The 22265-nt window shown below is 70.0% G+C and carries 19 protein-coding genes; 2 read left to right on the top strand and 17 right to left on the bottom strand.

The annotated features are described in order from the left end of the window. Positions 1 to 12 precede the first annotated feature (12 nt). A complete protein-coding gene (locus ACQP0P_RS18730; protein WP_433378374.1) occupies positions 13 to 519 on the top strand; it encodes a hypothetical protein in 507 nt (168 codons plus the stop codon). Positions 520 to 626: 107 nt separating this feature from the next. Here ACQP0P_RS18730 and whiA read toward each other — a convergent pair whose 3' ends face one another. The 7 genes from whiA to uvrA all read right to left on the bottom strand — a co-directional run bounded on the left by whiA (position 627) and on the right by uvrA (position 9642). After that, complete coding sequence (gene whiA, locus ACQP0P_RS18725) at positions 627 to 1607, bottom strand: DNA-binding protein WhiA (protein WP_433378371.1); 981 nt, start codon at positions 1605 to 1607, stop codon at positions 627 to 629. A gap of 93 nt (positions 1608 to 1700) precedes the next feature. After that, entirely contained in the window at positions 1701 to 2639 is a 939-nt protein-coding gene (locus ACQP0P_RS18720; RefSeq protein ID WP_433378368.1) for a gluconeogenesis factor YvcK family protein, read from the bottom strand. Next, positions 2636 to 3508 (bottom strand): RNase adapter RapZ, encoded by an 873-nt coding sequence (gene rapZ / locus ACQP0P_RS18715; protein WP_433378365.1) that lies wholly within the window; start codon positions 3506 to 3508, stop codon positions 2636 to 2638. The genes ACQP0P_RS18720 and rapZ overlap by 4 nt, the downstream gene beginning before the upstream one ends. Next, positions 3505 to 5463, bottom strand: a complete 1959-nt coding sequence (gene uvrC, locus ACQP0P_RS18710; RefSeq protein WP_433381967.1) for an excinuclease ABC subunit UvrC — start codon at positions 5461 to 5463, stop codon at positions 3505 to 3507. Before uvrC ends, rapZ begins: the two co-directional genes overlap by 4 nt. Positions 5464 to 5609: 146 nt before the next feature. Beyond that, positions 5610 to 6062: a Rieske (2Fe-2S) protein gene (locus ACQP0P_RS18705; RefSeq protein ID WP_433378362.1), complete on the bottom strand. Its 453-nt coding sequence runs from the start codon at positions 6060 to 6062 to the stop codon at positions 5610 to 5612. Between the two features lie 224 nt (positions 6063 to 6286). Next, positions 6287 to 6712 carry a Rieske (2Fe-2S) protein gene (locus tag ACQP0P_RS18700; RefSeq protein ID WP_433378359.1) on the bottom strand — a complete coding sequence of 142 codons (426 nt, stop codon included), beginning with the start codon at positions 6710 to 6712 and terminating at the stop codon, positions 6287 to 6289. Positions 6713 to 6801: 89 nt separating this feature from the next. Then, positions 6802 to 9642, bottom strand: coding sequence for an excinuclease ABC subunit UvrA (uvrA, locus tag ACQP0P_RS18695; protein WP_433378356.1), 2841 nt, complete (start codon positions 9640 to 9642; stop codon positions 6802 to 6804). 271 nt (positions 9643 to 9913) lie between these two features. On the opposite strand from uvrA, the gene ACQP0P_RS18690 reads away from it, so the two are divergent. Then, positions 9914 to 10555: an MBL fold metallo-hydrolase gene (locus ACQP0P_RS18690; RefSeq protein ID WP_433378354.1), complete on the top strand. Its 642-nt coding sequence runs from the start codon at positions 9914 to 9916 to the stop codon at positions 10553 to 10555. Between the two features lie 86 nt (positions 10556 to 10641). Here the strand turns inward: ACQP0P_RS18690 and pssA are convergent, their stop codons facing one another. The 10 genes from pssA to ACQP0P_RS18640 form a co-directional block, all read right to left on the bottom strand. Continuing rightward, on the bottom strand, positions 10642 to 11475 hold the full coding sequence (gene pssA, locus ACQP0P_RS18685) for a CDP-diacylglycerol--serine O-phosphatidyltransferase (RefSeq protein ID WP_433378351.1): 834 nt from the start codon (positions 11473 to 11475) through the stop codon (positions 10642 to 10644). Continuing rightward, entirely contained in the window at positions 11462 to 12109 is a 648-nt protein-coding gene (locus tag ACQP0P_RS18680; protein ID WP_433378349.1) for a phosphatidylserine decarboxylase, read from the bottom strand. Before ACQP0P_RS18680 ends, pssA begins: the two co-directional genes overlap by 14 nt. Before the next feature lie 128 nt (positions 12110 to 12237). Further along, positions 12238 to 13227, bottom strand: a complete 990-nt coding sequence (locus tag ACQP0P_RS18675; RefSeq protein WP_433378346.1) for a TerC family protein — start codon at positions 13225 to 13227, stop codon at positions 12238 to 12240. A 300-nt stretch (positions 13228 to 13527) separates the two neighbouring features. Next, positions 13528 to 14646 (bottom strand): glycosyltransferase family 4 protein, encoded by a 1119-nt coding sequence (locus ACQP0P_RS18670; protein ID WP_433378344.1) that lies wholly within the window; start codon positions 14644 to 14646, stop codon positions 13528 to 13530. Continuing rightward, positions 14636 to 16285 (bottom strand): murein biosynthesis integral membrane protein MurJ, encoded by a 1650-nt coding sequence (murJ, locus tag ACQP0P_RS18665; protein ID WP_433378341.1) that lies wholly within the window; start codon positions 16283 to 16285, stop codon positions 14636 to 14638. Before murJ ends, ACQP0P_RS18670 begins: the two co-directional genes overlap by 11 nt. Next, on the bottom strand, positions 16282 to 17148 hold the full coding sequence (locus tag ACQP0P_RS18660; protein ID WP_433378338.1) for a hypothetical protein: 867 nt from the start codon (positions 17146 to 17148) through the stop codon (positions 16282 to 16284). Before ACQP0P_RS18660 ends, murJ begins: the two co-directional genes overlap by 4 nt. Positions 17149 to 17152: 4 nt before the next feature. Beyond that, positions 17153 to 18127, bottom strand: coding sequence for a copper transporter (locus ACQP0P_RS18655; protein WP_433378335.1), 975 nt, complete (start codon positions 18125 to 18127; stop codon positions 17153 to 17155). Beyond that, entirely contained in the window at positions 18124 to 19335 is a 1212-nt protein-coding gene (gene steA / locus ACQP0P_RS18650; RefSeq protein ID WP_433378332.1) for a putative cytokinetic ring protein SteA, read from the bottom strand. The genes ACQP0P_RS18655 and steA overlap by 4 nt, the downstream gene beginning before the upstream one ends. Positions 19336 to 19494: 159 nt before the next feature. After that, positions 19495 to 21207 (bottom strand): DNA repair protein RecN, encoded by a 1713-nt coding sequence (gene recN / locus ACQP0P_RS18645; RefSeq protein WP_433378329.1) that lies wholly within the window; start codon positions 21205 to 21207, stop codon positions 19495 to 19497. A 90-nt stretch (positions 21208 to 21297) separates the two neighbouring features. Beyond that, positions 21298 to 22203 carry an NAD kinase gene (locus ACQP0P_RS18640; RefSeq protein WP_343968981.1) on the bottom strand — a complete coding sequence of 302 codons (906 nt, stop codon included), beginning with the start codon at positions 22201 to 22203 and terminating at the stop codon, positions 21298 to 21300. Between the last annotated feature and the right edge of the window lie 62 nt (positions 22204 to 22265).

Raw genomic sequence — 22265 nt, 5'->3', positions numbered from 1 at the left:
CGAGGAGCTGCCATGACGGATAACGATCCACATCTAGCAAATGGGCTTCTACCAGGTATTTTTACCGGTCTCGGCGCCACCCTGGTCGGCGCTGCGGCCTACGGCGCGCTCATCGGCTTCAGCGGGTACGAGATCGGCTTCGCCGCCATCGGCGTCGGTCTCCTCGTCGGCCTCGCCATGATGGCGGTCAGGCCGACGAGCCCGGTGCTGCCGCCGCTGGCCGCCCTCTTCTCCCTGATCGGCGCCGCGCTCGGCCAGGTCGCCGGATACGTGATCATCTGGGTACGAGCCTCCGGCGACGACTACGGCTCGGCGCTGACCCAGGTTCTCAACACCTTCCCCGAGGATCTCAGGCGCGATCCCAAGTCACTGCTGTTCTGGGCGATCGCCGCCTACGCGGGCTTCGGCTTCGTGAGCAGAAGAGTCAAGGCCGCCCGCGAAGCCCACGCCGCCTCGTCCGTCCCGCAGCCGGACGAGGCCGACCAGGTGGACTACTTCGCTCCCAGGAAGCAGCCCTGAGCGGGCTTTGACGGCACGTACCGGAGCGCGGCGGCCCCACCGGGCCCGCCGCGCTCCCGGCGTGGTTACCGGGAGCGCGGCGCCGCCCTTTCAGATCGGGGAGCGCGTCAGGGGGCCAGCATGTCGACGGTGAGATTGGCCTCGGTGTTGGGGATGCCGATGTCCTGAGCGCGCTTGTCGGCCATGGCCAGCAGGCGGCGGATGCGACCGGCGATGGCGTCCTTGGTCAGAGGCGGGTCGGCGAGCTGGCCGAGCTCCTCCAGGGACGCCTGCTTGTGCTCCACCCGCAGGCGGCCGGCGATCACCAGGTGCTCCGGGGCCTCCTCCCCGAGGATCTCCAGTGCCCGCTGGACCCTGGCTCCGGCGGCGACCGCGGCGCGGGCCGAGCGGCGCAGGTTGGCGTCGTCGAAGTTGGCCAGCCGGTTGGCCGTCGCCCGGACCTCACGGCGCATCCGCCGCTCCTCCCAGGCCAGCACGCTGTCGTGGGCGCCCAGCCTGGTCAGCAGCGCGCCGATGGCGTCGCCGTCACGGACCACCACCCGGTCGACGCCGCGCACCTCGCGGGCCTTGGCATGGATCTTCAGCCGCCGCGCCGACCCGACCAGCGCGAGCGCCGCCTCGGGCCCCGGGCAGGTGACCTCCAGCGACATCGAGCGCCCGGGCTCGGTGAGCGAACCGTGCGCCAGGAACGCCCCCCGCCAGGCCGCCTCGGCGTCGCAGGCCGCCCCGGCGACGACCTGGCGGGGCAGGCCACGGACCGGGCGCCCGTGGTTGTCGATCAGGCCGGTCTGGCGGGCCAGCGCCTCCCCGTCGCGGTAGACCCGCACGAGGTAGCGCGATCCCTTGCGCAACCCTGCCGGGGCCAGCACGAGCACCTCCGCCTTGTGCCCGAAAACTTCACCGATGTCTTTGATGAGCCGACGGGCGGTGACGTTGGTGTCCAGCTCGGCCTCGATCACGATCCGGCCGCTCACCAAGTGCAACCCGCTCACGAACCGCAGCAGCGTCGACACCTCGGCCTTACGGCAGCAAGGCTTCAGGACCGTCAGCCTGCTCAGCTCGTCCTTGACCACACCTGTCATCGCCATGCGCGTTCGTCCTCCCCCATACAGACCCCATGCGGCCCGAGATGAATCGGGCTCACAGCAGTTTCTCGCACTCCTGGGCACCGCTGACCAGGATCAACGCTTCGCACGGAAAATCTCGTCCAGGACGGAGGCAAGACGTTGTGCATCGTGTCGCGGCGAGCCGTCCTCATCCGCCACGGAGGCCAGGACCAGCCTCCCGCCGAGACCGGCCGCGGCCTTCTCCAGCTCCTCACCGTCGTCGGCCACGCCGGTGTCCGCGACGACCACGTCCACCTCCAGGGAGGGCGCGTGCTGGCGCAGCACCTCCAGGTGTTTCTGGGGGGAGAAACCGTCGGTCTCCCCCGCCTGGGGAGCGAGGTTCAGCGCGACCAGGCGCCGCGCGCGGGTGGTGTGCAACGCCTCGGCCAGCTCGGGCACCTTCAGATGGGGCAGCACGCTGGTGAACCACGAGCCGGGGCCGAACACCACCCAGTCGGCGTCGAGGACCGCCTCGACGGCCTCGGGGCACGCCGGTGGGTCCTCGGGGACCAGCGAGATGGCCCGGACCCTGCCCGGGGTGAGCGCACAGGCCACCTGGCCGCGCACCGTGCTCACCAGACCGTCCAGCTCCACCTCGGCGGCGATGTCGAGTGGCACCGAGGACATCGGCAGCACCCGCCCGTGCGCGCCGAGCAGCCGCCCGAGCCAGTCGAGTCCGGCGACCGTGTCGCCCAGGCGCTCCCAGAGCGCCACGATCAGCATGTTGCCGATCGCGTGGCCGTTCAGGTCACCATCGCTGCGGAAGCGATGCTGGACGACCTCGCTCCAGGTGTGGCCCCACTCGTCGTCACCGCACAGGGCGGCCAGCGCCATCCTCAGGTCTCCCGGGGGCAGCACGCCGAACTCGCGGCGGAGACGGCCGCTGGAGCCTCCGTCGTCGGCCACGGTGACCACCGCCGTCAGCCGGGAGGTGACCCTCCGCAGTGCCGACAGCGAGGCGTACAGCCCGTGCCCTCCACCCAGCGCGACGACCTTGAGACCTTCATGACTCACTCCCGGCCCACATCCCGATGGCTTACCTGCACCTCCATGCCACCCCGATCCCGCAGCCGGCCGCCGATCTGCTCGGCCATGGCGACGCTGCGGTGCTTGCCCCCGGTGCAGCCGACGGCGAGCGTGGCGTAGCTCTTGCCCTCGCGGGTGTAGCCGGAGGCGATGATGGCGAACACCTCGTCGTAGGCGTCAAGAAGTTCCTTGGCACCCGCCTGGTTGAGAACGTACTCCCGTACGGGGGCGTCCAGACCGTTCATGGGGCGAAGTTCGGGAACCCAGTGGGGATTGGGCAGGAACCGGCAGTCGACGACCATGTCCGCGTCGACCGGCAGGCCGTACTTGTAGCCGAAGGAGACGACGTTGACCCGCAGGCCCGGACGGTCCTCGCCACCAAAGAAGGCGACGATCTTCCCCCTGAGCTCGTGGACGTTGAGGCTGGAGGTGTCGATCACCAGGTCGGCGTTGGCCCGGACCTCACGCAGGATGCCGCGCTCGCGGGCGATCCCGTCGACCAGCCGGCCGTCGCTCTGCAGCGGGTGCGGGCGGCGGACGTTCTCGAACCTGCGGACCAGCTCCTCGTCACTGGCCTCAAGGAACACCACCCGCACGCCGACGCCGCGCCCCTCCAGCTCCTCGATGGCACTGTTGAGGTCGCTGGTGAAGGCCAGGCTGCGCACGTCGACCACCGCGGCCACCTTGTCGGCGGCCAGCTTGACCCGCCCCGCCTCCTCGGCCATGGCGAACAGCAGCCCCGGCGGCAGGTTGTCGATGACGAACCACCCCAGATCCTCCAGAGCCTTGGCGGCGGTGCTCCGCCCCGCCCCCGACATTCCGGTGACGAGGACGAACGCGGACTCTCTTTCGCTCATGGGTTCTGCCCCTTCAAGACCGACACGATCGTCTCGGCCGTCGAGGGGCCGATCCCGGGAACCTCGCAGATCTGCGCCGCGGTCGCCTCCTGCAGCCGTCTCACCGATCCGAAATGCTTGATCAACGCCTGCCTGCGGGCCGGGCCGAGTCCGGGAACCTCGTCCAGAGCGCTTTCCTTGACGCTCTTCGACCGCTTGGATCGATGGTAGGTGATGGCGAAGCGGTGAGCCTCGTCGCGCACCCGCTGAAGAAGGTAAAGGGCCTCGCTGGAGCGGGCGAGGATCACCGGCAGGTCCTCACCGGGCAGCCAGACCTCCTCCAGCCGTTTGGCCAGGCCGCACACCGCCACGTCGTCCACGCCCAGTTCGTCGAGCGCCCTGCGGGCCGCCGCGGCCTGCGCGGGACCGCCGTCGACGACGACCAGGTTGGGCGGGTAGGCGAACTTGCGCGGCTTGCCGGTCTCCGGGTCGACGCCCGGCGTCCGCAGCCCCTCGCCCGGCCCCTCGTCTGGCCCCTCGTCTGGCCCCGCCATGGCGTCGGCGTCGAGATCCCCGGTGGCCGAGCGCTCCTCCAGGTAGCGCTTGAAGCGGCGGGAGATCACCTCGTAGATGGAGGCGACGTCGCCCTCGGTGGAGCGCACCGAGAACCTGCGGTACTCGCTCTTGCGGGCCAGGCCGTCCTCGAACACCACCATGGAGGCCACCACGTCGGTGCCCTGCAGGTGGGAGACGTCGTAGCACTCGATGCGGAGCGGCACCTGGTCCAGACCGAGGGCGTCGGCGACCTCCTGCAGCGCCCTGCTCCGCGCGGTCAGGTCGCCGGCCCGCCTGAGCTTGTGCTGTTTCAGGGACTCCACGGCGTTGCGCTCGACGGTCTCCATCAGCGACCTCTTGTCACCCCGCTGCGGAACCCTGATCTCCACCCTGGCCCCGCGGTGCTCGCCGAGCAGCTCGGAAACCGCCTCCGTATCGGGTGGCAGGACGGGGACCAGCACCTCCCTGGGCAGCGCCTCGGCGGCCGCGTCACCGTACATCTGCAGGAGGAACTGCTCGACCAGCTCGCCAGGCGTGGCCTCCTCGACCTTGTCCACCACCCAGCCGCGCTGGCCCCTGATCCGCCCGTCACGGACGTAGAAGACCTGGACGGCGGCCTCCAGCGGATCCTCCGCAAGGGCGATCACGTCGCAGTCGGTGTTGTCGCCGAGGACCACCGCCTGCTTCTCCATCGCCCGCTGCAGGGCTCCGATGTCGTCGCGCAGCCTGGCCGCCCGCTCGTACTCCTGCGCGGCGGCGGCCTCGCGCATCTCGCGCTCCAGCCGCTTGACGAACCGGCCGGTGTTGCCGGCCATGAACTCGCAGAAGTCGTCGGCCAGCTTCCGGTGCTCCTCGGCGGTGACCCGGCCGACGCAGGGGGCGGAGCACTTGTCGATGTAACCCAGCAGGCAGGGGCGCCCGACCTGCGCGGCCCGCCGGAACACCCCCGTCGAGCAGCTCCTGATCGGGAACACCCGGAGCAGCAGGTCGACGGTCTCCCTGATCGCCCAGGCGTGGGAGTAGGGGCCGAAGTAGCGGATGCCCTTGCGCTTGGCCCCGCGCAGCACCTGGACCCGGGGAAACTCCTCCCCCATGGTGACCGCGAGGTAGGGATAGGACTTGTCGTCGCGGTATTTGACGTTGAACCGCGGGTCGTACTCCTTGATCCAGGAGTATTCGAGCTGGAGCGCCTCGACCTCGGTGCCGACGACGGTCCAGTCGACGTCCACGGCGGTCGTGAGCATGGTCTGGGTTCGCGGATGCAGGCTCGCGAAGTCGGCGAAGTAGGAGTTGAGCCGCTGGCGCAGGCTCTTGGCCTTGCCGACGTAGACGACCCGGCCTCCGGCGTCCTTGAACCGGTAGACGCCGGGGGACTCGGGGATCGACCCCGGCTTCGGCCGGAAACTCGCCGGACCACCCACAGATCTCGCCACACAGAAAGCCTATCGGCCCGGACCGACAGGTTTCCTTGCAACTTTTCCCGGCTCGGCCTCCGCGCCCGGAGAACCGGTGACACGCGGCCCCGCCGCCGGGGCGAGCCCTTCCGACGGCGGGGAGACGAGCGGATTCAGGCGAGGCTGATGGAGTCGCCGTCCACCTTGATCGCCTTCTCCTCCAGCGGCTTCGAGGCCGGGCCGTTCGCCACGGAACCGTCAGCGATCTTGAACTTGCTGCCGTGGCACGGGCAGTCGATGGTGCCGTCCACGACCTTGTCCACGCCGCATCCCTGGTGGGTGCAGACGGAGCTGAACGCCTTGAACTGACCCGCGGCCGGCTGGGTGATCACGATCTTCTGGTCCTTGAAGACCTTGCCACCCCCCTCGGGAATGTCCGCGGTCTTGGCCAGGGCGTTCGCCCCGGAGTCGCCCGCGCCGGCCGCCGGCGCCTGCGAGGACGCGGCCGACGAGGCGTCACCGCCGCTCACCGCGGGCTCCTCCGAGCTCCCGCACGCGGTCAGCACCGCGGCCACCCCGGCCCCTCCGGCGCCCAATATCACCGTACGACGTGTCGTCTCAGTCATGCATCTCCTCCAGGATCATCATCTTCAGGTACGGCCGGAACCCCGATGACGGTTCAGCATGCCGTACGCCGCGTCAGGAGACTGTGAAGAATTACCCCCTTGGCCCTCTTTCTGGATCATCCAGAGAATCCCCCGGAAACCCTCATCGCGGACTTCGGCCCCGGCGAACCGACCCCGATGAGCCCGACAAATCCGCCCCCTGGAGGAGAAGACGGCGCGAACCGTCAGACCACGATGATCCCGTCACCCTCGACCTTCAGCGCGTACTGGACCAGCGGCGCCTCCGCCGGGCCCTTGAGGCATTTGCCGGAGTCGGCGGCGAACTCGCTGCCGTGGCAGGGGCAGCGGATGACGCCGTCCCCGACCCCCCCGACCGCGCACCCCCGGTGCGGGCAGCTCGCCGTGAACGCCCTGAACACCCCAGAGGTCGGCTGGGTGATCACGATCTTCCACTTGGTGATCACCTTGCCGCCGCCCATCGGGATGTCTGCGGTCCTCGCGATGACCTTCCCCTTGATCCCCGGCGGCACGATGGCGGCGGCGGGCTCCCCGCTGCCGCACCCGGCCAGCGCCGCCCCGCACGCCACGGCCCCCGCGGCGGCGATCACCTGCCTGCGCGCAGGCATGGCGGAGGTTTCCTGCATGCTCATCGCAGCCCTTCTCGCAACATCATCCCCGTTCAGAACCGGGCTCCCGCGTCAAGGGTATTGACGGGGGAGCCCGGCCCTGAATCCGGCCTTCAGGTGCCGAGGATCTTGCGCAGGAAGCGGCCGGTGTGGCTCTCGTCGACCAGGGCGACGTCCTCGGGCGTGCCGACGGCGAGCACGCTGCCTCCCCTGGAGCCGCCCTCCGGGCCCATGTCGATCAGCCAGTCCGCGGTCTTGATCACGTCGAGGTTGTGCTCGATGACGATGACCGTGTTTCCACCGTCGACGAGCTTGCCCAGCACACCCAGCAGCCTGCGGATGTCCTCGAAGTGCAGGCCGGTGGTGGGCTCGTCGAGCACGTAGATCGTCCGGCCGGTGGAGCGGCGCTGCAGTTCGGAGGCGAGCTTGACACGCTGGGCCTCACCGCCGGACAGGGTCGTGGCGGGCTGGCCGAGCCTGACGTACCCCAGGCCGACGTCGTAAAGCGTCTGCAGGTAGCGCTTGATGGACGGGATGGAGTCGAAGAAGCCCAGGGCCTCCTCGATCGGCATGTCGAGCACCTCGGAGATCGTCTTGCCCTTGTAGTGGACCTCCAGGGTCTCCCGGTTGTAGCGCGCCCCGTGACAGACCTCACAGGGCACGTAGACGTCCGGCAGGAAGTTCATCTCGATCTTGAGGGTGCCGTCTCCCGAGCACGCCTCGCACCGGCCGCCCTTGACGTTGAAGCTGAAGCGCCCCTTCTGGTAGCCGCGGACCTTGGCCTCCGTGGTCTGCGCGAACAGGTCACGGACCTTGTCGAAGACGCCGGTGTAGGTCGCCGGGTTGGAACGGGGCGTGCGTCCGATCGGCGACTGGTCCACGTGCACGACCTTGTCGACCAGGTCCATCCCGTTGACCCGCGCGTGCCGGCCGGGGACGGTACGCGCGCCGTTCAGCTCCTTGGCCAGCGCGTTGTAGAGGATGTCGTTGACCAGGGTGGACTTGCCGGACCCCGAGACCCCGGTGACCGCGGTCAGCAGTCCGAGGGGGAACTCCACGTCGACGCCCTTGAGGTTGTGCTCGCGGGCGCCCTTCACGGTGAGCTGCCGCTTCCTGTCGCGCTTGCGGCGTACGGCGGGGATGGCGATGGTCTTGCGGCCGGACAGGTAGGCGCCGGTCATCGACTCCTCCGAGGCCAACAGGTCGGCCACGGTGCCGGAGACGACGACCTGGCCGCCGTGCTCACCCGCCCCCGGGCCGATGTCGACCACCCAGTCGGCGGCGGCGATGGTGTCCTCGTCGTGCTCGACCACGATGAGCGTGTTGCCCATGTCGCGCAGCCTGATCAGGGTCTCCAGCAGCCGCTGGTTGTCGCGCTGGTGCAGGCCGATGGAGGGCTCGTCCAGCACGTACAGCACACCGACCAGGCCGGAGCCGATCTGGGTGGCGAGCCGGATGCGCTGTGCCTCACCACCCGCGAGGGTGCCTGAGGCTCGGTCCATGGTCAGGTAGTCGAGGCCCACGTCGAGCAGGAAACCCATCCGGGCGTTGATCTCCTTGACCACCCGCTCGGCGATGTGCATGTCACGGTCCGACAGCGTCAGCCCCGCCAGGAACGTCGCGCAGTCGCCGATCGACATCGCCGAGACCTCGGCGATCGAGCGGCCGTCGACCGTGACGGCCAGCGAGACCGGCTTGAGCCTGGCCCCCTCGCAGGCCGGGCACGGGATCTCCCGCATGTAGCCTTCGTACTTCTCGCGCATGCCGTCGCTGTCGGACTCACCGTGGCGACGCTGCACCCAGGGGATGGCCCCCTCGAAGGTGGTGTAGTAGGAGCGCTCCCGGCCGTAGCGGTTGCTGTAGCGGACGTGGACCTGCTCGTCGTGACCGTAGAGCAGAGCCTTCTGCGCCTTCTTCGGCAGCCGCTCCCACGGGGTGTCGAGGCTGAACCCCATGTTCAGGCCGAGCGCCTCGACGAGGCGGACGAAGTAGTCGCTGGTGTGACCCCCGGCCCACGGGGAGATCGCGCCCTCGCCCAGCGGCTTCTCCGGGTCGGGCACGATCAGGTCGGGGTCGACCTCCATCCGGACGCCCAGGCCCGTGCACTCGGGACAGGCGCCGAAGGGCGAGTTGAACGAGAACGAGCGGGGCTCCAGCTCCTCGAACGACAGGTCGTCGTAGGGGCAGTAGAGGTGCTCCGAGTAGAAGCGCTCGCGGTTCGGGTCGTCCTCGGGCAGGTCGACGAACTCCAGGGTGATCGTCCCGCCCGACAGCTGCAGGGCGGTCTCCACCGAGCCGGTCAGGCGGCTGCTCGCGCCCTCCTTCACCGCCAGGCGGTCGACGATCACCTCGATGTCGTGCTTCTCCTGCTTCTTCAGCGTCGGCGGCTCATCCAGCCGGACCACCGTGCCGTCGACGCGGGCACGGGCGAAGCCCTTGGCCTGCAACTGGCTGAAAAGCTCGGCGTACTCGCCCTTGCGACCGCGGACCACCGGGGCGAGCACCTGGAAGCGGGTGCCCTCGGGGAGCTCCATCACCCGGTCGACGATCTGCTCGGGACTCTGCCTGGCGATCGCCCGCCCGCACCGGGGGCAGTGCGGCTTGCCGATGCGTGCCCAGAGCAGGCGCAGGTAGTCGTAGACCTCGGTGATCGTGCCGACCGTGGAGCGCGGGTTGCGGCTCGTCGACTTCTGGTCGATCGACACCGCGGGTGAGAGACCCTCGATGAAGTCGACGTCGGGCTTGTCCATCTGCCCGAGGAACTGCCGCGCGTAGGCCGACAGTGACTCGACATAGCGGCGCTGGCCTTCGGCGAAGATCGTGTCGAAGGCCAGACTGGACTTGCCCGAGCCGGACAGCCCGGTGAAGACGATCAGAGAGTCTCGCGGGAGGTCCAGCGAGACGTCCTTGAGGTTGTGTTCACGTGCACCACGCACGATGAGGCGGTCAGCCACGGTAGTCCCGACGTCGTTTTAGAGGGTTGGAAGCGGTCGCGGGAAGACTAGCGAGAGAGACCGACAATTTTCCGGGCCGGCGTCCGGAGCTCAGGGGTTCCCCGCCCTCTCCAGACTACGGTCTTCCCGTGGATGTGGCAGGTCGTCCCCGGTTTCAACAGGGTGAACACCCCCCTTATGCCCCGCACCACCCGCCGGGTGGCAATGATGAGGGGTGGGAACGGACACCACCCGCTCCCCACCTTGCCGTGACACCATCCGAGGAGAATCCGTGACGTACACCGGTGATGTGCGGGTCGGCGGCCCCGCAGACCTGCGTGAACTGCCCGGCCTGACGATCGCCAAGCTGGCCGTCGGCCCGTTCGACAACAACGCCTACCTGCTCCGCTGCACCCGGACCGGGGACGGCGCGCTCATCGACGCGGCCGCCGAGCCCGACCGGCTGCTGGAGCTCATCGGTGACCGGCCGATCAGCAAGATCATCACTACCCACCAGCACGGCGACCACTGGCAGGCCCTGGAGGAGGTCGCCAGGGCGACCGGCGCCTCGGTGATCGCCCACCCGCTCGACGCGCCGGGGCTGCCGGTGCCGGTGGACCTGGAGGTGGGGCACGGCGAGGAGATCACCGTCGGCGAGGTCGGCCTGGAGGTGATCCACCTGCGTGGGCACACCCCGGGTTCGATCGCCCTGTACCACCCCGGTCACCTGTTCACCGGCGACTCGCTCTTCCCCGGCGGTGTCGGCAACACCAACAAGGATCCCGAGCGGTTCGCCCAGCTCTTCGCCGACGTGTCAGAGCGGATCTTCGACCGGCTGCCGGACGACACCTGGGTCTATCCGGGCCACGGCAGGGACACCACGCTCGGCGCCGAGCGCCCCTGCCTGCCCGAGTGGCGCGAGCGGGGCTGGTGAGCTCGCGGCGCGGAGGTCTCACCGCCCGCGCCGACAGGGATCCTCCGCCCGCGGGGACCGCCGGTCCCGGCGGGCGGTCCCGGCGGTCAGCCGACTTCGGCGGACGCCCTGCGCTGCTCCTTGCGCTTCTCCCGCTTGAACATCAGGACACGCAGCGGGATGGCCGCCACGATCGTCATCTGCATGACGGCCCCGACCTTGATCAGCGTGTCGCCACCGGCCAGGCCCGCGACCCAGATGGTCAGGCAGGCAACATTGATCATCATCCAGGCGAGTACCCCGGCGGCCACGTTGCCCTTGGGCTTGGGGTACTCGATCCGGCTCACCATGAGATACGCCACACCGAAGATGGGCAGGATCGTCCAGGTCGACGGGGGGAACAGCAGTACGACCGAGACCACGGTCATGGCGCCCATCGGGATGGGCAGGCCCATGAAGTCGCCGCTCTTGGTCTTCACGCAGGCGAAACGCGCCAGCCGGATGACCCCGGCCAGCAGCACGGACGCCGCCGCGGTCATCACCAGCAGGAACGGGATCTGCGGATTGAACCCCGCCCAGATGACCACCATGAAGGCGGGGGCGAAACCGAAACTGATCACGTCGGCGAGGTTGTCCAGCTCGGCGCCCATGGCCGAGGCGCGGAACTTCCTGGCCACCAGGCCGTCGAACAGGTCACAGGTGGCACCGATCAGCAGGAGCACCACGGCGGTGCCGAAGAACCGGGGGTCGGCCGCGAAGGGCTTGCCCTCCTGCAGCGCGTTGATGGCCGACCAGGAGAGCACGCAGACCGCCAGGAAGCCACAGAGGGCGTTACCGAGCGAGAGGGAGTCGGCGGCCGACAGGCGGAACGCCTTGCCCACGGGCCCTCGCGGCTCGTCGTCCGTCTCGTCCATCGGCCAGCTCGCGTCAGCCGTGGTCAAGACCGGTCACCCCCGCGACGGTCCGCTGGCCCACCGAGACGGCCGGGGCGATCCCCTCGGGAAGGTAGACGTCGACCCGCGAGCCAAACCTGATCAGGCCGATCCGCTCGGCTCTGGCGACCTTCGCCCCCTCGGCCGCGTAGGGCACGATGCGGCGAGCGACCGCACCGGCGATCTGAACGAACTCGATGTCGCCGAGCGCGGTGTCCAGGTGCCAGACGACCCGCTCGTTGGTGTCACTGTCCTTGTTGAAGGCGGGCAGGTACCCCCCGGAAACATGCTCCACCGAGGTGACCGTGCCGGCCAGTGGCGCCCGGTTGACATGCACGTCGAGTGGGCTCATGAAGATCGCCACCCTGGTCCGGCCGTCCGGCCATGGATCGATGCTCTGCACCACACCGTCCGCGGGCGACAGGATCCGCCCGGTGCCCGGAGTCCGATCCGGATCGCGGAAGAACCAGAGCATCCCCCCGGTGAGCGCGGTCAGCGGAACCGCCGCCAGCGCCCAGCGCCGGTCACGGCGGCTGAGCAGGGAGGTCACGGTGGCGGCGGCCACGGTCGGGAGCAACCACGGGGAGACGCCACGCGCCAGGCCCAGCGGACCGGGCCGGTGGCTTACTGAATCGTGGGACACAGGGAACCTTTTGTGATGTCTTGCGGCATTAGACCGGTATGTCTACCCGCTCTGGGGCAGGATGTTACCCATCTCTTAGCCCTTATAAGGCGCAATGAGACAAGCAAAGCGCCTCACACGCCGATTCGCTAGCCCTGCTCGACACTCGCCGGGGTGGTGTTTTCCTTGCCTACACGAGCATCACGCCGGACCTTCGCCAGGCTGATCGCGGTGGTGACGACCATGGTGACGACGATAACCGACAGTGACACCCAGATCGGCACTTCGGGAGCCCAGGAGACGCCACTGGAGTGCAGCGCCTCAAGGATCAGCTTAACCCCGATGAAACCGAGGATGAACGCGAGACCGAAGCTGAGGTAGACCAGCCGCTGGAGCAGACCTCCCAGCAGGAAGTAGAGCTGGCGCAGACCCATCAGCGCGAACGCGTTCGCGGTGAAGACGATGAAGGCGTCGGTGGTCAGGCCGAAAATCGCCGGAATCGAGTCGAGCGCGAACAGCAGGTCGGTGGTGCCGATGGCGATCATGACGATCAGCAGCGGGGTGACCATGCGCCTGCCGTTGACCTTGACGACGACCTTGGAACCCACGTAGTCGTCGGTGTGCGGCAGCACCCGCCGGGCCCAGCGCAGGACCGCGTTCTCCTGAAGGTCCTCCTCCTGGCCGAACTGGCGGACGAGCTGGACCGCGGTGTAGATCAGGAACAGGCCGAAGACGTAGAACAGCCAGCCGAAGTTGGACAGGGCCGCGGCGCCGAGGGCGATGAAGACGCTGCGCATGACCAGCGCCATCACGATGCCGATCAGCAGCACCTTGTGCTGGTGGACCTTCGGCACCGCGAAGCGGGTCATGATGATGTAGAAGACGAAAAGGTTGTCGACGCTCAGGCTGTACTCGGTGATGTAGCCGGCGAAGAACTGTCCCGCGGAGGTGGGGCCCGCGAAGATCCACAACACGATACCGAAAATCACCGCGAGGGTGACGTAGAAGCCGACCCAGAACCCGGCCTGCTTGAGGGAGAACTCCCGCGGCTCGCCCCGGTCGACGATCCACAGATCGAAGGCGAGAACGATGAGCAGACCGCCGATAACGGCCAACCATGCCCAGACAGGAACAATCACAACTGATAAACCTCCGGCGGCGCGCACGACAGACTGCCGGAGGTCTCTCCCGCCCGCATGAGGCATCGACTGAGATGGTCGAAGTGCGGACCGACAGCCCCGGGGGCCTCGTGGAGCGAGGCAACACCGTGATGACGAGACTGCCGCGAAGGGATACTCCCCCCCTAAACACGCCAGTATAGGTCTCCGGCATGGTGGCGCCTAATCCAACATCACGACCTCTCCGCCTGTTCCATCGGGCTTCCGGCCTCGCCCGCCACCAGGCTTCGGAAATCTGGCACGGACCGTGATCGGGCCCTTTCAGCCCCTCGGGGAAAGCCCGGCGTAGACCGCGAGCACCGCCTCCAGTGCCTCCGGTTCACCCGGCATCCCACGGCCTCGCCTGGCGGCGGCAACGGCCAGCTCCTCCGCGAGACCGTCGTCGGCGAGCACCCTCGCGACCGCGTCGCGCATCGCCGCGACGTCCCCGTACGGCACCAGCAGCCCCGCCTCACCCACCATCGCCGGGATGCCCCCCACCGCGGTGGCGATCACCGCCGTACCCGCCCGCAGGGCCTCCTGCACGGTGAGCGGCTGCCCCTCCCAGCGGCTCGGCACCAGCAGTGCCCTGGCCACCCCGAGTAGGTCCGCCACGTCGGTACGGGCACCGAGCAGCCGTACCGGCAGGTTCTCCCGGTCGATTCGCTCCTGCAACTCCGCTCGCAGCGGCCCCTCCCCCGCCACCAGGAACACCGGCCCCGACGCGTGCTCCGCGTCCCGGCGAACCTCCGGCAGGGCCTTCGCCACATCGAGCAGGGTCTCCAGGCCCTTCTGCTGGGCGAGCCTGGCGACCGTCAGGAAGATCGCCCGCTCTCCCGTACCGAGCTCCCGCCGGATGTCCCCGGCCTCGCGCCCGGAAGGAGGCAGCGCGGGCGCCGGGACCACGGCGGCCTCGACACCCCTGGCCCCCAGGTGGGCCATCCGCTCCCCCAGATCGGAGGAGACGACCAGGATCCGGTCGGCGCGGCGGGCCACGATCCGTTCCAGGAGGCCGTAGACCGCGCCGACCACGCCGCCCGCGGTCGCGGCGTTGTGCAGGGTCACCACCAGGCCGGTTCCGGTTCCGGCCAGCGCGATCGCCGCCAGCGCCCCGGCTCTCAGCCCGTGGGCATGCACGGCATGCGCCCCGCGCAGCGTCCTGAGCGCCATGACCGCCCGTAGATCGTCGAGTGGGCGGGGCCGGTCGGAGATCGGCACCGGCACGAAGCGTGCGCCGAGTGCGGCGAACCCGAAGGCCCGCTCCGTGCTCGGGGGACCTGCCACGACCACCCGGTGGCCGCCGCGCACCAGCCCTCCGGCCAGCATGGCGACGTGTCTGCCGACCCCTCCCTCGCTCGTTCCCAGCACGAACGCCACGCGCGTCCCCTGATCAACCGTCAAAACCGCTCCCCTCCCTCGCGGCTCCGCCGCGCAGCCTGGCCAGCAGTGCCTGGGCGTCTCGCCTGTCGACCGTCACCGCCACGGCCGCGAACGCGGCCACCCCGGCCGTCGCGGCGGCCAGTCCGACCGCCACGTAGGCCGGCTTGGACACCGCCCCGAAAATGCTGACCAGGGTCAGGCCCGCCCCCCAGGCCGCGACACCGCCGACCAGGGCCGCCAGGAGGGTACGCGGCGTACCCTCCAGCGCGGCCCTCCCCCTGGCGCGCAACACCGCGAGGGCCAGCAGCAGCCCGCCGACGGTCATGCCGATCGTGCTGCCCAGTGCCAGCTGCCCGACCACGTCCGCCGGATCCGCGGCGGCATGGGCGAGCACGACCTGGGCCGCCAGCGCGACGGCCCATCCGGCCACCGAGGCGACGGCCGCCGACCGGCCCAGGCCACAGGAGTACAGGATGCGGGCGAGGTGCAACATGAGCGCGTACCCGACCACACCGGGCGCGAACAGCGCGACGGCCCTGGCCATCTCGGCGGGCTCGCCGCCCGGGGTGCCCCGCAGGAAGACCTCTGACACCGGTACGGCGACCGCGGCCATCACCCCGGCCGCGAGCCCCGTCACCAGCAGCACGGCCCGGATGGTGGAGGAGGTCAGGCTGTCGAAGCCGGCCCCGTCCCCCTCCTGCGCCCGAGTGGAGAGCACTGGGAAGGAACTGGTGGCGATCGGCATCACCAGCACCGCGTACGGCAGCTGGTACAGCGCCCAGGAGTAGGTGTAGACGCCGATCGCGCCGTCCCCGCCCAGGTCGTTGGCCAGGACGATGACGACGAGCAGCGTGATCTGCTGCGCGATCAGCACGGCGATGCCGGCACCCGCCAGGCCCCGTGCCCGGGTCGCGACGCCCGGTGGGAAAGACAGGGAGGGCCGCAGCCTGAGCCCGAGCCGGGCCACCGGGCCGATGACGGTGAGCACCATCGCGGCGGCGGCGACGGTCGCGCCGAGGGAGAGCGACAGCTGCCCGGCGGTGGTCAGCTCCGTCAGGTCCTCGGCGGCCTCCCCGTTGACCGCGCCGAACAGCAGGTTGGAGCCGACGATGAGCAGGCTGGAGACCAGCGGAGCCAGGGCCGGTCCCATGAACCGCCGGTGTGCCTGGAGCACGCCGTACAGGACCACGGCCAGCCCGAAGAAGATCATTCGAGGGGCGAAGAGGAGGAGCATGCCGGTTCCGGCCTCGATGACCGTGGTCAGGTCGCAACCACGTGGATCGCCCACCAGCAGCGCGACGATCGGCCCGGCGAACGCCACGATGAGCAGCGCCAGCGGCACCATGACGAGCATCACCCAGGTGAGCAGCGCCGAGGTGATCTGGCCGGCCTCCGCCCTGGCCTCGGGGTCGTCGTCGGCCCTGGCGGCCGCCGAGGCCAGCACCGGCACCACCATCCCGGCCAGCGCGCCGCCCGCCACCAGCTCGAAGACGATGTTGGGCACGTAGTTGGCGGTGTTGTAGGCGGTGCTCAGGCAGAGGTTGCCGACGGTCTGTGACTGGACGAGATAGCGGCCGAACCCGACGAGCCGGGCCAGGACGGTCACGATCCCGATGAGAAGTGCCGCTCCCGCGACCCCCTGGGCGATCCTGCTGCTCATCGGGTGGCGGGTGCCTGCTCCACGGGACGACGGCCCAGCATGTCGAAGCGGTGCAGGACGGGGTTGCCCGCGATCACCTTGGTGAAGCTGACCTTCTCCGAGGCGGCGGTCAGCGCGACCACCGTGCCGAGCACGGCCAGGCGTCCCGGACGGCCCAGGGTGACGGCGGCGGCCAGGCCGACAAGCGCGCCCAGCGCGTTGGCCCCCGCGTCGCCGAGCATGGCCCGCTCACCGAGGTCCTCGGGCAGCAGCGCGGCGGCGGCACCCATGGGAAGCGCGGCCAGGGTGGCCGGGACCGGGTCGTCCCTGAGCAGAGCCGCGGCGAGCAGGGGGGCGCCGGCGAGCAGGCCCACCTTGACGGCACGCCCGGGACGCAGGTCGAAGAGGTTGGCCAGGTTGGCGCTCCCGGCGATCAGCGCGCCGTTGACGGCGACGTCGAGGGGCGCGCGGGAGGTGGCGGCCGCGGTGGCCAGGCCGGTCGCGCCGATACCGAGGATCTTCACGGCCCCGCTGGTGACCTCCCCCTTGGCCAGGGCGCTCAGATGCCCCTTGAACCCCTTGGAGGAGGTCGCGCCGTACAGGTCGTCGTAGGCACCGAGGCCGCCGGCCCCCACCGCGGCCAGCAGCGCCGCCACCCGGGCCCTGCCGGTCATGCCGGGGATCACGGCCGCCGCGGCACCGGCGCCGGCGACGAACGCCGGGCCCTCGAGCAGGGTGATCGGTTCGCCCCTGTGGTTCGTGCGCGCCCAGGTCTCCACATCGCCCACCGGAGGCCTGCGGGTGAAGGCCGCGTACGCGGCACGCGCGGCGACCGCGCCGAGGAGCGCACCGGTGAGGGCACCGAGAAAAGCACGACGAGCCATCGGATCATCCTCCGGAGGTGGCCGTGACGGCCGTGGGGGTGGGCGTCGCGCTGGGCTCGATACCAGAGACGCCGGAGCCTATGCCGTACTGGCCGGCGAGCCCGGCCAGTTGCTCTCGGAGAGCGTAGACCACCACGACCCGCCCCGCGGGCATATCCGCGGTGTCGACACTGGAGACCTTCTCCGTGAAGGAGGTCTCCTCACGGAGCGCGGTGATGATCCCACCGGTCGCGGCGGAGGTCTGCGTACCGGCCAGTACCGTGCCCTGGCCCACCTCGTCGAGGCCCAGCGCCAGTGCCACGAGCGCGCCCGCCCGCCCGGCGGCGGTCTCTCCGGTGTACGCCTCCGCGGGTGCGATCATCAGGGCCAGTTCCGCGCGCTTGGCGGGGTCGTCGGTGATGGTGAGCAGGCCGGCACGCTGGAAGGCGTCGAGGATGCCCACGCCGGCCGGATGCTCCTTGCCCGCCTGGACGGGGTCGCTGGTCACGATCGCGTCGGCGAGCACCTGGGCCGCCTTGTCGTAGGCCGTGCCCTCGACGGGGAAGACGGTCTCGGCGGCCTTGGACCCGACGGCCAGCTTGTCGACGAAACCCGTCTGGGCGGGGTCGATGTACCTCTCGGTGAGGGTGATCCGGCCGGTCACGATCGCCCCGGCCTCCTCGATCACCTGCTGCGCCGACTCACGCACGCTCACCGTGGCGCCCGGTGCCTCGACGACCACGACACGCTTGCCCACGAGCGCGTCCTGGACCAGCCGGGGGGTGTCGGCGAGCACGAAGGCGTCGTTGCCCGCCTCCCGCCTCTGCAGGGCCTCCACCTGGTTGCGGAGCTCGTTGTTGCCCTCGCGGAGCTGGTTGGCCAGGCCCTCGCTCGCCTTGATGACGGGGTCTTCGAGGAGGGTGGTGCCCAGCACGATGCCCACCGACAGCGCGAGGAAGATCGCGACGATGGAGACGAGGTGATAGCGGAAATCGATCACGAGAAGAGTCCGACCAACCAGAAGATGAAGCCGCTCCAGACGTCGCGGACGCTGTCCAGCCAGATCTTGCCCACCGAAGAGACGACGATCGCCACTCCCATGGTGATCAGCGTGGTGGCGACGAGCAGGAGCAGGGACGGGGTGGAGATCCGGCTGCGGTAGAGCCGGCTGACGCCCTTTGCGTCGACGAGCTTGCTGCCCACCCGCAGGCGGGTGAGGAAGGTGCTGGCCATGCCGGAGCGCCCCTTGTCGAGGAACTCCACCAGCGTCGCGTGGGTGCCGACGGCGACGATGAGGTCGGCGCCCTTGTCGTCGGCGAGCAGCATGGCGATGTCCTCGCTGGTGCCGATCGCCGGGAAGATCACCGCGCTGCGACCGAGCTGCTGGACCCGTTCCAGCCCCGGCGCCCTGCCGTCGCGGTAGGCGTGCACGACCAGCTCGGCACCGGCGGTGAGCGCCTTGGTGGAGACCGAGTCGAAGTCGCCGACGATGATGTCCGGCAGGTAACCGGCCTCCAGCAGCGCGTCGGCCCCGCCGTCCACCCCGATCATGACCGGGCGGTATTCACGGATGTAGGGGCGGAGGGCGGCGATGTCCTCCTTGTAGTGGTAGCCGCGCACCACGATGAGGACGTGCCTGCCCTCCATGACGGTCCGGACGTCGGGAACGCCGATCCCGTCGATGAGGAGGTCACGCTCGCGGCGGACGTACTCCATGGTGTTGGCCGCGAACGCCTCGATCTGCACGGTCAGCCCGGCCCGCGCCTCGGTCATCGCGGCCTCGACGGACTCGGGGGTCTGCACGTCGCCCTTGCCGACCGCCTCCTCGTCGAGGTAGACGACGCCCTCGTGCAGCCGGACCAGGTCTCCGTCCTTGATCCGCTCGAACAGCTCGGAGGTGGCGTTGTCCACGAACGACACCCCGGCGTCAACGATGATCTGCGGGCCCAGGTTGGGGTAACGGCCGCTGATGCCCGCGGCGACGTTGACGACGCCTGCCGCACCGCACGCGACAAGCGCCTCCGCGCTGACCCGGTCAACGTCAACGTGATCGATAATCGCGATTTCCCCGGCCCTGAGGCGCTTGGTCAGCCTCTTGGTCCGCCGATCGATTCTCGCCACTGCCGTCACCCCGGGAAGGTCCGTGACCTTCCTGCGGCGGAGGTACCCGGTGAGCCTGTCTTGAAGCCCGTCAATCGGCACCTTCATCACGACCATCCTGCCAGAGTGAACGACCAGGAGAGCCAAACAGTCGGCAGCGTGTCAGATACGTCACCCGTGACCCCCGTCACCTGCTCCCCCGGAACATACGGATTACTCTTTCAAACCGCTACTTACTCCCTCGTCTCTCCTTCCGGGGGCGTCCGGTCACGCCTTGTCCGCGGCCGCGATCGACAGGAGCTCCTCCGCGTGCGCGCGGCCCAGCTCGGAGTTCTCCAGCCCGGCGAGCATGCGGGACAGCTCCCGCGCCCTGCCGTCCTTGTCGAGGGCGATCACGCCGCTCCGCACCACGCTCCCGTCATCGGCCTTCTCCACCACGAGATGCTGGTCGGCGAAGGCCGCGACCTGCGGAAGGTGGGTGACGACGATCACCTGGGAGGTCCTGGCCAGCCGCGCCAGCCTGCGGCCGATCTCCACCGCGGCCTTGCCACCCACGCCCGCGTCGACCTCGTCGAAGACGAACGTCGGGACCGGGTCGGCGCCGGCGAACACCACCTCGATGGCGAGCATCACCCGGCTCAGCTCGCCGCCCGAGGCGCCCTTGTTCAGCGGCAGGGGCGGCGAGGCGGGGTGCGGCGACAGCCGTAGCTCGACCTCGTCGACACCGTGCGGGCCGAACTCGGGGGCGGCGACGATGGTGACCACCACCCTGGCGTGCGGCATGGCCAGCGCGGTGAGCTCCTCGGTCACGGCCTGCCCGAAGCGCTCCGCGGCCACCGACCTGACCCGGGTCAGCTCGGCGGCCAGCTCGGTGAGGCGCCCGGTGAGCTCCTCGTGCTCGCGGGTGAGCTCACCGATGCGGTCGTCGTCACCGTCGAGCTCCGCGACGCGTGCAACGGCCCGAGCGGCCCAGGCGAGCACCTCGGCGGTGTCCTGGCCGTATCTGCGGATGACATGGATGAGCGCGGCCCGCCGCTCCTGCACCGCCGCGAGCCGACCCGGATCCGCGTCGATCGACTCGGCGTACGCGGCCAGCTCGGTGGCGACGTCGGAGATCAGGTAACCCGCCTCGGCGAGCCTTTCGGCGATCCCGGCGAGCGCCGGGTCGAAGTCGCGCACCGCCTCGACCGCCGTGCGGGCCTCGCCGACCAGCGCGATGGCATCCGGCATGGCCTGCTCACCGGACATCGGGTCACCGAGCAGCGCCCGGTGCGCCGTCTCGGCGGCACTCCGGAGGGAGTCCGCGTGGGAGAGCCGTTCCTCCTCCTCGCGCAGCTCGGTCTCCTCGCCGGCCTTGGGGTCGACCCTCTCGATCTCACCGAGCCCGAACCTGAGCTGGTCGGCCTCCTGGGCGCGCTCCCTGGCTCTGGTGGTCAGCTCGGCCAGCTGCTCCGCGATCTTCCTGTGCCGCTTGTACGCCTGCTCGTAGGCGCGCAACGGCTTGACCAGTTCCTCGCCCGCGTAGCGGTCGAGAGCGGCGCGCTGGCGGCCGGGCTGCAGCAGCCGCTGCTGGTCCATCTGGCCGTGCACGGCCACCAGGTCCTCGGCCAGGTAGGTGAGCGTGCCGACGGGGACGGTGCGCCCCCCCAGCCAGGCACGGCTGCGCCCCTCGACGGAGACGGTCCGCGAGATGATCAACTCGCCGTCCTCCACCTCGCCGCCCACGTCCTGCACCTGCTGCGCGACCCGTCCCGCCGGGTCGACGATCAGTGTGCCCTCGATGCTGGCCCGCTCGGAGCCGGGACGGACCCGGGCGGGATCGGCCCGGCCGCCGAACAGCAGCCCCAGACCGGTCACCACCATGGTCTTGCCCGCACCCGTCTCGCCTGTGACCACGGTGAATCCCGGCGATAGCACCAGGACGGCCTCGTCGATCACGCCGAGCCCCTGGATGCGGACCTCCTCGACCCTAGGTCGCACTGGTCCCTCCCGTCACATCGAATTCACCGAACATCAGTGCGGTGCGCGGGCACGATCCTACGCGCTTGAGACGTCACCCGCCCTGCCGTACTAGGGCCTCACCCGTCCGCGCCACCCCTGTACAGGGAGATCGAACTTGGCGACCAACCTGTCGGTGAACGGCGCGCCCGTGTCCTCCAGGCCGTGCAGCCGAGCCAGTCTTACCGGGAGCTCGGCCCGCCGCAGCTCCACCCTCGCCCCGGCGGGCAGGTCGAACCTGCGGCGCCCGTCACACCACAGCACCGCTCCCGCGGTCTCCGTCTGGACCTCCAGCGCGAGCCTGGAGCGGGGCGAGACCACCAGGGGCCGGGAGAACAGCGCATGGGCGCTGATCGGCACCAGCAGCAGCGCCTCCACCTCGGGCCAGACAACCGGCCCTCCCGCGGAAAAGGCGTACGCGGTGGAACCGGTCGGCGTGGCGCAGATCACCCCGTCACACCCCCAGCGCGACAGCGGGCGCCCGTCGATCTCGGCGACCACCTCGAGCATCCTCTCGCTCTTCTCGACGGTGGCCTCGTTCAGCGCCCAGCTGTCGGCCAGCAACTTGCCGTTGAGGCGGGCGGTGACCTCGATGGTCATCCGCTCCTCGACGTCGTAGCGGCCTTCCACCACGCTGTCGACCGCGACCGCCAGGTTCTCCACCTCGGCCTCCGCCAGGAAGCCCACGTGTCCGAGGTTCACACCCAGCAGCGGCACGCCGGCCGGGCGGGCGAACTCGGCCGCCCGCAGGAGGCTCCCGTCGCCGCCGAGCACGATCATCATCTCGGCGTCGTCGACCGCCGCCGAACCGGCGGGCACCACGTCGGCCCCGGCACAGGCGATCTCGTCGGCCTCGGCGCTGAGGACGCGCACGGTCAACCCGGCGTCCAGGAACCGCTGGATCACCATCCGGGCGCTGTCGACGGCCGCCGGCCGGCCGGTGTGCGCGGTGACCAGCACGACGCGCTTGGCAGTCATCTCATCTCCTCGAGCGTGGAGACCCCGAGCTCTGGCTCTGGGGAGGAAGTCAACTCAGCTCT

It is taken from the genome of Streptosporangium sp. CA-115845, from assembly GCF_050943795.1.
Taxonomy (GTDB): domain Bacteria; phylum Actinomycetota; class Actinomycetes; order Streptosporangiales; family Streptosporangiaceae; genus Streptosporangium.
This window is presented reverse-complemented; position numbering and strand designations above follow the sequence as displayed.

Bases quoted from the DNA above. Each gene is read 5' to 3' on its own strand.
- ACQP0P_RS18730 (WP_433378374.1), top strand. From the start codon at position 13: ATGACGGATAACGATCCACATCTAGCAAATGGGCTTCTACCAGGTATT.
- whiA (WP_433378371.1), bottom strand. From the start codon at position 1,607: ATGGCGATGACAGGTGTGGTCAAGGACGAGCTGAGCAGGCTGACGGTC.
- rapZ (WP_433378365.1), bottom strand. From the start codon at position 3,508: ATGAGCGAAAGAGAGTCCGCGTTCGTCCTCGTCACCGGAATGTCGGGG.
- ACQP0P_RS18705 (WP_433378362.1), bottom strand. From the start codon at position 6,062: ATGACTGAGACGACACGTCGTACGGTGATATTGGGCGCCGGAGGGGCC.
- ACQP0P_RS18700 (WP_433378359.1), bottom strand. From the start codon at position 6,712: ATGAGCATGCAGGAAACCTCCGCCATGCCTGCGCGCAGGCAGGTGATC.
- murJ (WP_433378341.1), bottom strand. From the start codon at position 16,285: ATGAGCAGCAGGATCGCCCAGGGGGTCGCGGGAGCGGCACTTCTCATC.
- ACQP0P_RS18660 (WP_433378338.1), bottom strand. From the start codon at position 17,148: ATGGCTCGTCGTGCTTTTCTCGGTGCCCTCACCGGTGCGCTCCTCGGC.
- steA (WP_433378332.1), bottom strand. From the start codon at position 19,335: ATGAAGGTGCCGATTGACGGGCTTCAAGACAGGCTCACCGGGTACCTC.
- ACQP0P_RS18640 (WP_343968981.1), bottom strand. From the start codon at position 22,203: ATGACTGCCAAGCGCGTCGTGCTGGTCACCGCGCACACCGGCCGGCCG.